General features: G+C 48.9%; 7 protein-coding genes. 4 read left to right on the top strand and 3 right to left on the bottom strand.

The annotated features are described in order from the left end of the window. Positions 1-49: 49 nt before the first annotated feature. Genes fni through mvk form a run of 3 tightly spaced genes read right to left on the bottom strand, consistent with a single transcriptional unit; the run spans position 50 to position 2,997 of the window. Positions 50-1,084 (bottom strand): type 2 isopentenyl-diphosphate Delta-isomerase, encoded by a 1,035-nt coding sequence (gene fni, locus ACWPAB_RS01215; RefSeq protein WP_003579225.1) that lies wholly within the window; start codon positions 1,082-1,084, stop codon positions 50-52. Next, entirely contained in the window at positions 1,050-2,054 is a 1,005-nt protein-coding gene (gene mvaD / locus ACWPAB_RS01210) for a diphosphomevalonate decarboxylase (RefSeq protein WP_016380541.1), read from the bottom strand. The genes fni and mvaD overlap by 35 nt, the downstream gene beginning before the upstream one ends. A 7-nt stretch (positions 2,055-2,061) precedes the next feature. Further along, positions 2,062-2,997, bottom strand: a complete 936-nt coding sequence (mvk, locus tag ACWPAB_RS01205; protein ID WP_003579221.1) for a mevalonate kinase — start codon at positions 2,995-2,997, stop codon at positions 2,062-2,064. A 452-nt stretch (positions 2,998-3,449) separates the two neighbouring features. Here mvk and ACWPAB_RS01200 point away from each other — a divergent pair, with 452 nt between their 5' ends. The 4 genes from ACWPAB_RS01200 (at position 3,450) to ACWPAB_RS01185 (ending at position 14,306) form a co-directional block, all read left to right on the top strand. After that, complete coding sequence (locus ACWPAB_RS01200) at positions 3,450-6,989, top strand: PD-(D/E)XK nuclease family protein (RefSeq protein WP_003579219.1); 3,540 nt, start codon at positions 3,450-3,452, stop codon at positions 6,987-6,989. After that, complete coding sequence (gene addA / locus ACWPAB_RS01195) at positions 6,986-10,690, top strand: helicase-exonuclease AddAB subunit AddA (RefSeq protein ID WP_003584472.1); 3,705 nt, start codon at positions 6,986-6,988, stop codon at positions 10,688-10,690. The genes ACWPAB_RS01200 and addA overlap by 4 nt, the downstream gene beginning before the upstream one ends. 38 nt (positions 10,691-10,728) lie before the next feature. Further along, the gene (locus ACWPAB_RS01190) at positions 10,729-13,515 is read left to right on the top strand and encodes a helicase C-terminal domain-containing protein (protein ID WP_003579214.1); all 2,787 of its coding nucleotides are present in this window, start codon (positions 10,729-10,731) and stop codon (positions 13,513-13,515) included. A 302-nt stretch (positions 13,516-13,817) separates the two neighbouring features. Then, positions 13,818-14,306, top strand: coding sequence for a cell wall elongation regulator TseB-like domain-containing protein (locus ACWPAB_RS01185; protein ID WP_003565619.1), 489 nt, complete (start codon positions 13,818-13,820; stop codon positions 14,304-14,306). Positions 14,307-14,308 lie beyond the last annotated feature (2 nt).

Genomic DNA, 14,308 nt, shown 5'->3' with positions numbered 1-14,308 from the left:
CTTCGAATAAAAGTTCCAGAAGTCAATCATGACTTGGATTGTTTTAGGGTCAAATTCCCGGTAAGCCACGAGCCTGACGATAATGTTCCAAATCAGCACTTAGCACGATTGGGGCTTCTTGCAGCTCCTGCCAATTGGTGACGCCCAATAACGCGTAAAGTTGGCGTAATTGGTGCAGAAAGTTCTGAAAATAGGCCAGCGTCGCTTCATAGCCAGTCTGAATCAAGTGATGAAGCACCAGGCCACTCATGCCGACTGCATGAGCGCCCAGCCGCAATGCCTTCACAACATCTAATGGTGAACGAACGCCGCCAGTTGCAAGCATGGTTAGACCGAGTCCGCGCGCTTCAAGCAATGATTCAACCGTTGTCTGTCCCCAGTCTTGTAAATAAGCAAAATCGTGGCCCGAACGACGAGCATTTTCGATCGTGGCAAAGTTTGTTCCGCCGCGACCGCCAACGTCAACAAATTGAACCCCCAGACGTTGTAAGGACTGAAGATCTTCGCGAATAAAGCCATTACCGACCTCTTTTACGACGATAGGGACTTGGCTAGTCGCAAGGATGCTCTTAATGTTAGCCTGCCACATAAAGTCGCGATCGCCCTCAGGCATGACCACTTCCTGAGCAGCATTGAGATGAATTTCCAGTGCATTCGCTTTTAACATTGCCACCGCCGCCTCGGCAGCAGTCGCATGATGACCGGCGCCAACATTAGCTAAAATAAACCCGTTTGGATCATGATCACGCAGCGTTGCAAAAGTCGGGACTAGTTGCGGATCACGCAACGCCACCGATTGCGATCCGCTGGCAATCGCCACCCCCAAAGCTTGGGCGAGCTGGCCTAGCTGGGCGTTTAACTTGCCGGTTTGTGGCGAGCCGCCGGTCATGGCATTGATATAAATCGGCCATTGCCAATTAAACGGGAGATCAGGTTTTAGATCCACCGCAGCCATGGTTGTTTCCGGCAAAGCTCGATGCAAAAGACGAACCTGATCGAAACCCGCATGAGCAACAGATTGAAAGTATTTTTCAGCTAGAAAAACATGTTCATCCTTGCGATGCGATTGCTGACTTTGTGTCATCAAATTGCTCCTTTGTGATGATGCTGGCATCCGGACCAAGGCGTGTGCTCAAAATCCGATCACCGAACACAGGGCGCAAGGCGGTTAATAAAATGTCCACGTAAGGTTCAGTAGTCAGAATTTTGACATTTGGTCCTGCATCCATCGTGGCAAACGCGGGAATACCCAAAGCCCGTTGTTCTTGCACTAATTGCCACGCCCGTAATGTTTCCGGCAGAAAGTAGGTGAATGGCGGTTCCTCGGCCATAATCGCCGCATGCATGCGCATACTGGACAATTCTGTCAATTTGCCGATCAGCGCTAAGTCGTCTTCAGCCAACGCGGTAATCATTGGTTCAATTAAACTTTCATTTGAGGCCACCCAGGCATCATAGTAGGGACTTGTGGCCACTGTGTTGGCCATGCCTTTTCGTGAACTGACCGCCTTTTTTTCAGCAGATACCGTGACCACAAGCATTCGTAATGGCAAACTAGGTTGAATCGCGAGTGGTTCAGCGAATGAAGAGGTGTCGTCATGGCCGCGATGCCAGATAACGGCACCACCAAAGATAGAGCGCGTTGCTGAACCTGATCCGCGGCGCGCTAATCTTGAAAGTTCAGTCGGAGAAAGGTTTAGACCTGCCGCGCGGCTGGCAGCAGTGGCCAAGGCAGCAAAAGCAGAGGCTGAACTTGCCAGCCCGGCATCAGTCGGCACGTGATTCAAGGAAGTGACTTGAGCGTACGTGCTAATTTTTCCTAAGTGCCGAACCCGATCCAAAAAGCGGCTGACCGCAACCGGGTTTTGTTCTTCACCGTTAAGCATGAAGCGATCATCATTCAGACTAGGATCAAATGTAACTGCTGTGTCAGTATAAAAGTCATTTAAAGTTAAAGAAATGCTGCTTGTGGCTGGCAGCATCAACTTGCGATTGGCTTTTCCCCAATATTTAATCAGCGCAATGTTTGTGTGCGCGCGTGCATAAGTCGTCATAATAGCCTCATTTCGATTCAAAATGGTATTCCCACACTTTAGCCGCATTAGCAGCTTTAAGCGCCGTGGTAATCGCTACCGCTTGATCACTGGCTGCTAAAGCAATCATGCAACCACCCATCCCTGAGCCTGTTAATTTAGCGCCATAAGCACCGTTATCAATCGCCATGTTAATGAGACGGTCAAGGTCAGGACTGCTAACGCCAAGTGCAGACAGATCGGCCTGATCGCGATTGAACAGTTGGCCTAAGGTAATAATATCATCTTGCGCCAACGCCAATGCTGCCTGGCGAACGGTGTCACCGATATCCTTGATGAGCGGCCGGTACATTTTGGGATCCTGCTTTAAACGATCTGCCACTGCTCCCACTGCAATTTTAGTTTGTCCGGCAACGCCAGTATCGGCAATTAGCAACACACCGTTTCGTGGCATCATGATCGAGCGCGGCGCCTTACCACGGACGAACCATTGCGGCCGCTCAGCGCTAGCCGTGGCAGCATCAAGACCGCTTGGATTGCCATGCAAAGCTTTTTCAGAGACAGCGGCCCAGTTCAGTAATGTGTCGTGTGATAGCGATGTTTGAAATGCATCGTAAAAAGCGCGAACAACTGCCACAGCGGTTGCGGCAGATGAGCCCATACCGCGCTCGGAAGGCAAAGCACTCGTGATGGTTAAATGAAATCCTTGATTCTTGGCGTTAAAGAAGATCAATAAACGTCGAATAAGCATGGCAATACCGGCAAAATTGGTCAATTGACCAGCATTTAAATTTCCTGTGAAAAAAGAAGACGTCACAGTTTGTCTGCCATCCGGCTGAGGCGTGACGCGAGCTGACAAGCCGACACTCTTCACTGGCAGTGCAATGGCCGGTTCCCCATACACGACCGCGTGTTCGCCAAGCAGAATAATTTTTGCATAACTTTTTCCCGTCCCGATTTCCATATAAACACCTCGTCAATATTCTTTATTAATGATAGCGCAAACGCCCGTCAGACACTACTTAGATATGCTAGACTAAAGCATAATGTAACAGAGCGTGAGCTGGCCCGGTTAGAAACCGGAGTGTAAGTGGCCTTGGATGTGATGGCCGGGCTTTGGCCATTGCAGCCAAGGTCCTTACACGCAGGTTTCTGGGCCAGCGATCGCGTTTAGACAGAGCGTGAGCAGCCGCGCTTAGAAACCGGAGCATAAGCGGCCTCAAGCCTAAATGGCTGGGTTTTGGCCATTTAGGCTTGAGGTCCTTATGTGGAGGTTTCTGCGGCAGCGAACGCGTTTAGACAGAGCGTGAGCTGGCCCGGTGAGAAACCCGAGTGTAAGCACCTTGGCCATTGCAGCCAAGGTGCTTACATGCAGGTTGCTGCGCTGGGGAGCGCGTTTAAGGAGGTAGGTAGCGCATGGGGCTGCAATTCATTTTAGGAGACGCAACGACGGACCACGCTGGCACGATGGCGACAATGGTTCAAGCTAATCTGCAAGCCGATTCACAAAACCAAATTTTTTATTTAGTCCCTAATCATATCAAATTTGAAGCCGAAGTCGACTTGTTGAAACGGTTGCGGGCGCAAGCAGCATCCGTCAATGGTGTATATGCGCAAAATCGAGTGCAGGTGCTGTCTTTCTCACGACTTGCCTGGTATTTCCTGAAAAACACCGCGCTTTATCAACAGCCACGACTTGATCGGGCCAGTAACACGATGTTGGTCGCAAAGATACTAGGTGAAAGCAAAGAAGAACTAACGATTTATGCTGGCGAAGCGCATAACACTGGGTTTGTGACACAACTGGCGGATCAATTAAGCGAATTAGTGACCGGTCGTATCACAGCAGAAGATCTGAATACGACAGTAGCCGCTTTAACACCAGGCGATCGGCACCGTGCTAAATTGCGAGATCTGGGGATCATTCTGGATCACTATGAAGCGGAAATCGGCCCTTATGCCACTAATGCCAGCCTACTAAGTGGGTTGCAACAGGTGATGCGCAATCAGGACCTGAGCCACACATTCATTTATCTCAATGACTTCAACGTCTTTTCAGCTTCAGAGACTGGATTGGTCGAAACAATGATTGAAACGGCTGCTGAGGTGACCGTTAGTTTAGTGCTGGACAAGCCATATCCGGCTGCGCCGCCAGTGGCACCTAATTTATTCTTACCTGCAGGCCGGTTGTATCACCGCCTTTATCAAAAAGCCAAAACGATGAAAGTACCGATCCGGCTAGATCGTTTTGCTAAACCGCGTCCGCTAAGCGAAGGCATGAAGCACCTTGCTGATTGGTGGCAAACGAGTACCAATTTACAATCACAGGCGCCTGCACAGACAGCACAGAACAAAGAAGTTGAGTTGGCAGTGGCGACTGATCCATATCATGAATTACGGACGGTTGCCCGCCAAATCTATCAAGCCGTCCGGCAAGGTGCACGTTACCGCGATTTTCTGATTTTAGCCCGTCGCTTGGATCCATACGCAGCGGTGATTCCGGCCATCTTTGAAGAATTCAACATCCCTCAATTTACTGATCTCGAACGGCCAATGAAGGATCATCCGCTAGTCGTACTCATTGAAAGTCTTTTTGCCATACAAGACCACGATTATCAATATCAGGATGTCATGCGCCTTTTGCATACCGAGTTGTTACTACCTGAGAATATGGATATCGCGGCTTTTCGTGATGCTTTAGACACAACAGATAACCATCTTGTTCGCACTGGCATTACCGGCAAAAAACGGTGGACACAGACCGACCCATGGCGCTATTTTCAGCGCAATCCTAACGCTGACGATTCGCAACTTGATCCCGAGGCAGATAAAACTGCCCAGATTAATGCAATCAAGACTTTGGTTGCGGACACGGTTCCGCAATTGCTGCGTCAATGGCAGACTGCCAAAACTGGTCGCGAAGCCGCGGCCAGCTTATATCAATGGCTGCAAACGACTGGTGTGATTGATCAGCTGAATGTGTGGCGACAAACCGCTAACGCTGACGGTGATTTAAGTCGCAGTCAAGCCAACGAACAGGCTTGGGATACCTTCATCCAATTGTTAAATGACTATGCGACCATTTTGGGAGAAGCTGACTTCAATCGTGATCAGTTTCGAGAACTGTTGGCGGCCGGCTTTGCTAGTGCCACCTACACGCAGATTCCGTCGACGCTGGACTCGGTGGTTATTTCCGAAACGGGTTTGGTTCGTTTGGCCAAGGCAAAACACGTTTATGTGATTGGCGCAACAAACACCGCGATGCCTGATGTGCCTAACGATAGTGGTGTCTTAAATAGCGAAGAGCGGCAACTGTTGGCGGCTCAGCTTCCAGATGACCGTTTTTTACCTGAACAAGGTCCGACCACAACCTTAGGCGATCCTTTCATCAATTATCTTGGATTTATGGCAGCTTCTGAAAAACTGACACTTAGTTACCCCATGCAAAATACGCAGGAAAACAGTGAAAATCAAGCCTCGCCGTACTTTAGACAATTAGCCCAAGCACTGCAATTAACGCCTGCTACATGGGCACCGGCTGGGTTGGGGACATCTCTAAAAGCAGTTCTGGGTAGTCCGCGGGCCATGCTCAGTGATTTTGTTCGCGCGGCTGGTGAAGCTCAGCATCAGAAATTGCCTTTGAGTCGAAGTTGGCAAGGCGTTTTGGCCAGTCTCAAACAAACCACACTGGCACCGTTAGCTCAGAAGCTAGCAGGCAGTTTGACCTATCAAAATGACCCTGGACGTCTTGATCCGACATTAGCAGTCCAATTGTACGGTCGGGACATGAATGTCTCGGTATCGCGATTAGAGACGTATTATCGTAATCAGTTTGAATACTTTTTGAAGTATGGTTTGCTTTTACAGCCGCGACCTGAATTTGAGTTATCGCCAGCCGATACTGGTAGTCTTTTCCATGCGGTGCTGGATCAATATCTGACTCAGTTGCGCGACGCCGGCCAGACATTGGCCGATGTCACCGCGGCAGATGTAGCGGCGGCGGTCCCGCCATTAGTCGCGGCTATCACGAAGCGCCCGGGTTATGAAATTCTTGGCAGTACCCATCGGATGGCTTATTTGACGAGTCGCTTAAGTCGGTTATTGATTCAAGTGCTGACGAACATGCGCCAGCAGCAACGCCGGACCGGGTTCCGTCCGATGCGCACTGAGTTGCAGTTTGGCCGAATTGGGGATACCAGGGGCTTACCTGGCTTGTCTTGGCCGCTGCCGCATGGTGGTCGCGTTAATGTACGCGGCAAAATTGACCGACTAGATGTCTATCGAGAATCAGATGCGCAGCGATTTATGGTTGTTGATTACAAGAGCACGCAACATCGGTTCGATGACAGTGACGCGTACTATGGCATTGCCTTACAGATGTTGACGTATGTTGAAGCAATGGCAAATGTCCCAGCTGATCCGCCATTTGTGCCAGCCGGAGCACTGTATTTTCACTTACAAGATCCTAAGTTCAAATTCAGTACCGATCTTGACCTCGATATTGATCGACTAAAAGCTTTTAAATATCTAGGTTTCTTGGTAGCTAAAGATGGGGCAGACTTGGCGGCGGTAGACAAAACCATTTCAGCAGAAACCGGTGGACGCAGCATGATGGTGCCACTTGGTTTTAAAAAAGACGGTGCCTTCAATTATAATCAGTCAAACATTCTGACACCAGAAGATCTAAGTGCCTATCTTTTGCACAATCAGGCATTGATTATTGATGCTGCCAGTCGGATTTTAGCCGGGGATATCGCTTTGGCGCCGTTTCAATATGGACAGGAATCCACCGTTATCAGCAACAGCGATTATCAAAGTATTATGCTGTTCGATCCGGCAACCGGGTTTGATCATTACAATCATGTGCCAAAGTTGAAACGCAAAGAGGTGCTTGGCCGCGTCACAACTGATCCCACACAAATTCCGCATCATCGTCAGGAGGATTCGCAAGCATGACCCAATTTACAACCTCTCAACAAGCAGCGATTACCCACGACGGGCATGACGTGCTGGTTTCCGCCTCTGCTGGTAGCGGGAAAACCACCGTGTTGGTTGAGCGAATTATTCAAAAGATTCTCAAACAGCATGCTGACATTACCCGGATGTTGATCGTGACATTTACTCGTGCGGCAACAGCCGAAATGCGAACCAAGATTCAGACGGCTTTGAAGAAGGCACTCACCGAGCGACGACATGAGCTTAGTGGTGAGGATCGGCGTCATCTTGCCAATCAAATTGCCATGGTTAATGCGGCTAAAATCAGTACGCTGGATGCCTTTAGTTTGCAAATTGTCCAAACTTACTACTATGTCATTGATCTTGATCCCGGTTTTCGGTTGCTTACGGATGAAACTGAACGCTACATGCTGCAAGAGCGCGTTTGGGACGATTTGCGTGAACAATTATATGCCAGTGACGAAGCACCTGCGTTTGAACAACTCACGGCTAATTTTAGCGGGGATCGAGATGATAGCGGTTTGCAAGACTTGATGTTTGAGTTGATCCGCCAAGCCGGTGCGACAACTGATCCCAAGGCCTATTTGGAAGGATTGGCAACGCCGTATGCACCGGAAAAATGGGAAGCGACCTTTAGCCAACAAATCTGGCCGCGAGTTAAAGGCCAATTGCTGCAAATAGCCACCAGTTTGACTCAGGCGTCAGCGTTAGCCAATCAACTGCCAAACCCAATTTGGTATCAGCAAATTCAGGCTGATCTTGCCCCATTGCAAACACTATTAGAAACAAATGCACCCACATACGATACAGTCCGCAGTGTCTTGATTTCCCATGAATTTGCTGCTTGGTCGCGCATCAGTAAAGGACTGGATGACGCAGATAAGGACACTAAAAACGCGGCAAAAGATCTACGTGATGCTGCAAAGAAAACTTGGCAGAACAAACTGGCACCAACTTTTGCCTTAGCTGCTGAGCAAATTGGCGATTTGTTGCGGGAAGCTCAACCTTTAGTAGCCACATTAGCTAATGTGGCCTTAAAGTTTGAAGACGCGTTGACCGCTGAAAAGGCCGCTCGGCATGTTCAAGACTATAGTGATATTGCGCATAATGCTTTACGCATTTTGCAACAAAAAGATCCACAAACCGGTGCACCAATTGCCGATAACTATCGCGCGAGTTTCGATGAAGTGATGGTGGATGAGTATCAGGACATTAGTCCGTTGCAGGAGGCTTTACTTGCCGCTGTCAGCACCACCACGCCAGGTGATCGATTCATGGTCGGGGATGTCAAACAGAGTATTTACGGCTTCCGACTGGCCGATCCGCAACTATTTATTCATAAATACCAAACATTTCAAGATGCACCGACCGATCCCGCCGCGCCAGAACGGATTATTTTAGCTGAGAATTTTCGTTCGACCAAAAATGTGTTGGCGTTTACCAATCTGATTTTCAGTCAAATCATGGATCCGGAAGTTGGCGATTTGAGCTATGACAACGCAGCGGCTTTAAAGTATGGTGCGCTTGATTACGGTGATGCGCATCCGGCAGTGAAAGTGTTGTTGTATAGCAAAGCAACATCTGATGAAGATTCTTCTGATGCAAGTGAGTTACCGGGAGATGCTGATGATAACGAGCCAGTGGACATTGCGACTGGCCAAACGCAACTAGTCTTGGCCGAAATTCAGCGATTAATCAACGATCCCGATGTGCAACTATGGGATCGTCAGGCGCAGGAGTATCGGCGCATCCACTATCGCGATATCACATTACTGACACGTCAAACCAGTCAAAACAGTCTGATTCAAACACAGTTTGCTGCAGCAGGCGTCCCATTGTTTGTGGCCGATACCAAGAATTTTTTCAAAACAACTGAATTGATGGTTATGCTGGCGCTTTTAAAAGTGATTGATAACCAAAAACAAGATATTCCGTTAGTGGCTGTGTTGCGTTCGCCGATTGTTGGTTTGTCAGCTGATCAGTTGGCACTGATTCGTTTAGCGGCAAAACAGGTGCCATATTATGATGCCGTGACAGCATTTCTACAAGCCGAACCAAAAACGCCACTTGCTCAGCGGACGCATGACATGCTGACGCACTTCTTCAACCAGCTCAGCCATTTTCGCGACTTGGCCCGAGAAAATGACTTGGTCACTTTGTTGTGGGCTATCTATCAGGATACCGGATTTCTTGACTATGTTGGCGGCACCCCAGGGGGCAGTCAGCGCCAGGCAAATCTCCAAGCGTTGATTGATCGAGCCCGCACTTATGAAGCGGGTGGCTTCAAAGGGTTATTTGCCTTTATTCACTTTATTACTTTGATGCAGAAGCAGGATCAAGATTTGGCAATGCCTGCCCAAGTCGATCCAGATAATGATGCGGTGAAGTTGATGACCATTCACAAAAGCAAGGGTTTGGAATTCCCGGTTGTCTTTTTGATGCAGGCAAACAAACATTTTAATATGCGCGATCAAACCGGCACTGCCATTTTGACAAAACAAGGTATCGGTATTAAATGGCTAGATCCTGAAACTCGCGTTGAATATGAATTACCCCAGTATCAAGCTGCCAAAGCTGCACGGCAAAATCAGACCTTGGCTGAAGAGATGCGGTTGTTGTATGTTGCTTTGACGCGTGCGCAACAGCGACTTTACGTGGTTGGCGCAACGATGAGTGGCAATCAGCTGACGTCTGCTGATAAAACGGTCGAAAAATGGGCTGCGGCGGCGGAAGGTGAAGCGCGTGTTTTGGCCCCGCAAGTCCGCAGTGGGGCAACGAGCTATCTCGACTGGATCGGACCGGCCTTGATCAGACATCCGCAGGCCCGTGGGTTAGCCGAAACAACTATCAAACCTGCGCTCGTCGGTGATGAAACGGAGTTTTCAATTGAAATTGACGTGAATCCGCAAGTCACACCGACTGCAACTCCGGAAAAAGTTTCTGACGATTCAGGAACAATGATCGACTTATCTGCGTGGTTTAAAAAGGCCTATCCTTTCCAAGCAGCAACAACTACGACAGGTTTTCAAAGTGTTTCAGAAATTAAACGCGCATTTGATGATCCAGATACCATTGATCTGGTCAATGCAGATCGTTTCCTCGGTCCCAAGCCACCGATGCGGGATTTAACGGCGCCAGCGTTTCTGACCGAAACCCCTAGTGGCATCAGCCCAGCAGCTATTGGGACGGCAACGCATCTATTGCTGCAGCTAGTGGATCTCGCCAAGCCGATCACCATGGCCAGCTTGAGGGCTTTGCGCGATCAATTGGCCACCACGCAGGTCATTGCGGTCGATGTGGCAAAGCACATTGATTTGACGGCACTTATTCGCTTCTTTGAAACTGATTTAGGTCGGTTGTTATTGGCTAAGCCGCAGCAGGTTCATCGTGAAGTTCCATTTTCCATGCTGCTGCCTGCTGACCAGGTTTTTGAAGCATTGGCCGATGACCCAGGCGAGGACGTCTTGATTCACGGGATTATTGATGGCTACGTGAGTGATGAACAAGGCGTCACGCTGTTTGACTACAAAACTGATCATAACCCGAACACGGCCGTTTTAGTGGATCGTTATCGTGGACAGTTAAACTTATATGCACAAGCTTTGCAGGATTTACAACCCAAACCGGTGCTGCATCGCTATCTGGTCTTTTTGCGCACCGGAACCGTTGTCGATCTGGTAGCATCAGGTGCTGGTAAATAGTATGATATGAACAGTATGTTTAGACGGGAATGTTTAAAATGAATGCTGAGACCATTTTTGCTGTGGTCGATTTAGAAACAACTGGGACCAGCGTCAAAGACGGCGACCGGATGATCCAGTTTGGATGTGCCTTAATGCAGCACGGCAAAATTATCCAGACAATTTCTCAGTTGGTGAATCCGGATCGGTCGGTACCAGTGGCAATTCAGCGACTAACCGGCTTGGATCCCAATCGATTAGTCGCGGCCCCTTATTTTGAAGAAATCGCCAAAACGTTGCATCAGCTGTTGACTGATACGGTTTTTGTAGCGCACAACGTTAATTTCGATTATCCTTTTTTAAATGCGGAATTTGAGCGAGTGGGGCTGCCAAAGCTGCAATTAGCTGCGATCGACACGGTTGAATTGGCGCAAATTTTATTGCCTGAGATTAGCAGTTTTCGCTTGCCTGATTTAACGAGTTACTTACAAATTGAGCACGATAACCCGCATCAAGCCGATAGTGACGCGATTAGCACGGCTAAGTTGTTGCGCCAGCTGGCGGCTCGCTTTCAGGCCTTGCCCAGTCCGACGCAACAGGCGTTGGTTGCGCGCGGCAGTGGCTTATTGCGGGAAACCGGTGATTATTTGAAGGCAATAGCTAAACCGTTGAAACCGTTAAAACGCGGGTTTGTTCAAGTTGGCCCGTTGGTCTTGCGCCGAGTGCCGACAGCAACGCAGGAGACGTTTGCGTCAGCAGCTTATCCGGCAACGGATCTTGAAAAACGGCACTTGCTCCAACCGCGCTATCGCTTCCGCAAGGCACAGGCGCGGATGATGGATGCGGTTTTTGCACATGCACAAGAGGGTGGCCCCCAGCCACTTTTCATTGAGGCAGGAACCGGTCTTGGCAAAACGCTTGGATATTTGCTGCCTTATGCTTATGTCGCAACCGCCGAACATAAGTTAGTGGTTGCGACATCAACGCTTGTTTTGCAAAGCCAACTAATTCAGACGGCCATTCCGACTTTAGCCGCTGTTTTAGGCAGAGACTTGCCAGCAGTTGAGGTTAAAAGTCCGCAACATTATATTGATCTCAACAAGTTCGCGGCTAGTTTGCATCAAGAATCACCAAGTCGGCAAACGCAGTTATTGCAAATGAAATTGCTGGTTTGGTTGACACAAACAGCCACAGGCGACCTCGATGAGTTGCACTTAACAACTTATCGGGCACCATTGTTCATGCAAATTCGGCATACTGGTGATTCAGGCACACCATTTATCAACCCGTATTACACACTTGATTTTTATCGGCGGCTGCGTGCTTCCATTGATCGGGCGGCTATCGTGGTTACGAATCACGCTTTTCTGTCACGCCACGCTGATTTGTTGGACCTTGAGGCGCCATTTCTGGTCGTTGATGAAGCGCAACATTTTGCTGATAATACCGCCGCTGCCTTTGCGCAACGGATCGACTTAGCGCAGATTCGGCGGCAGTTGCGACATTTGTGGCGATTGAGTGATCCCGATGAAGATCGCTCATTGGTTAACGTCTATCAAAATGATCGGCAGATGCTGCCTGTGTTGGCGCAACTTAACGCTCTAACAACAACGGCCCAGGAAACGATTGAAATCCTGCAGCACCAAATATATCGGCATTTCTTTAACGGCAAGACAACGGCTGATCAAGGGTTTGTGAGTCTGAGCTTGGATCAAGCTGCTATTAATTGGTTAGTCACGTCCCAAACAGACAATATTAAGACATTGATCAAAGTCATTGGTCGCATTCAGGTCATTGCGACTAAACTAGATGCAGATTTCAATGGCCGGCAACATTTCTTTTTGAAAAGTGACGGTCAACGATTTCAAGCCTTAGCCGCGTTGACAGTCACCCTGATCGATCAACGTGACCGCTTGAAATTACTGTTAGCGCGCTTGCCAGAACTGGTTGCCGGCCAAACTGCCGTGGCTTCTTTGACGTTGCGGCAAATGCATGATGTTAGCAGTCTTGGCCTAAGTTGGGACATCTTTCAGGTTGGATCAGCCATTCAGCAGTTGCTACAGCGGTTTACGGCACCGGTGTTTGTCGGGGCGACTTTAACCACTGACCGTTCGTTTGACTTTTTAACCGCTCAGCTTGGTTACCATGACTTACCAGAGACAGCTTTTCTAAAGTTACGCAGTCCTTTTCATTATCGTGATCAGGCAAAAGTACTTGTCGCCACGGACGCTCCTGCGGCTGGTGCGGTGAGTGCAGAAGCCTATGCCGATTATCTTGCCGCGGCGATTGAGTTGTTGGCTGATAACCGACACCAAACGATTGTATTGTTCAATTCACTGGCGACCATTGCCGCGGTTTACCAACGCCTTGCTCATCGACCGATTGCCGATCATAAAGAGTTATTGGCTCAGGGGGTGACTGGTTCGGCGGAAAAGATCGCCAAGCGTTTTGCGGTCGGTGATCAAAGTTTATTGCTCGGTGCCGCAAGCTTCTTTGAGGGGATTGATTATCCGGATCGGTTGCTCGAAATGGTGATCTTGACCCGGTTGCCGTTCGATGCGCCCGAAGCCGCTATCACCAAAGCTCGATACGAACGACTTCAGGCAGCAGGCCGCGATCCATTTACTGAGGATGCTTTGCCACGCGCAACCTTGCGATTACGCCAGAGTTTTGGGCGCCTGATCCGAACCGAAACCGATCGTGGTATCTTCGTTGTCCTCGACCCCCGATTCATCACCACACGCTACGGTCGAAAAATGCAGAAATCCTTACCAAATATTAAGCCAATGACGTTGCCACTAACTGACATGCCGGGGTACATTAAGATGTGGCTAGACAGAGCGTGAGCAGGCGCGTTTAGAAACCGGAGCATAAGCGGCCTCAAGCCTAAATGGCTGGGCTTTGGCCATTTAGGCTTGAGGTCCTTACGTGCAGGTTTCTGGACTGGCGAACGCGTTTTAGCCAAAAGTTGCGAGCAGGCCATCCGTAAGCGCCAGAGCTCGATGGCCGAGAAAACTTTGGTCATTACTTTCAAAGCCTGATATGCAGGCTTTTGTGCCAGCAAGTGCTTTTTTAGAAATTTTAATTACCACACGTATCTCGTCAGCTATCAAAAATCATCTGACCATACTTCGAAAGGAGGCACCCCATGCGTCATCGTCGATTTGACTGGGTTAAGTTCTTTGTGATTACTGGATTGATTGTTTTAATTATTGGTGCCATTGGCGTCTACGCGAAAAGCCTCTCACCTTATCAACAACTACGTGGGCAAGCTGAGAAAATCGCGACAAACCGCGCAAATCTGAAAACGATTAACGGTTTTTGGTGGTATAACCGCGACAAAAGTTATCTGACTGTTGCGGGTAATACCAAGAAAAATCAAGCCGTGTACGTTGTGATTCAAGAAAAAACGGGCAAAGTCAATATTTTAAACCAGAAATCTGGCATCACTCGGCAGCAAGCGTTGCAGCAAATTAATCAAAGTGCTTCGCCAAAGAAAATCTTGAATGCTTCATTAGGAAAACGTGGGTCAGAATTCGTTTGGGATATTGGCTATCTGTCAAAGTCTGGTAAACTAAACTACGTGACGTACAGTTTTCGCAGTGGCGAACAGCTGAACGCGATCAAAAACTTATAAAT

It is taken from the genome of Lacticaseibacillus sp. 30 (assembly GCF_053819265.1).
Note: the sequence above shows the minus strand (reverse complement) of the source record. Positions and strands in the feature narration are given on the sequence as shown.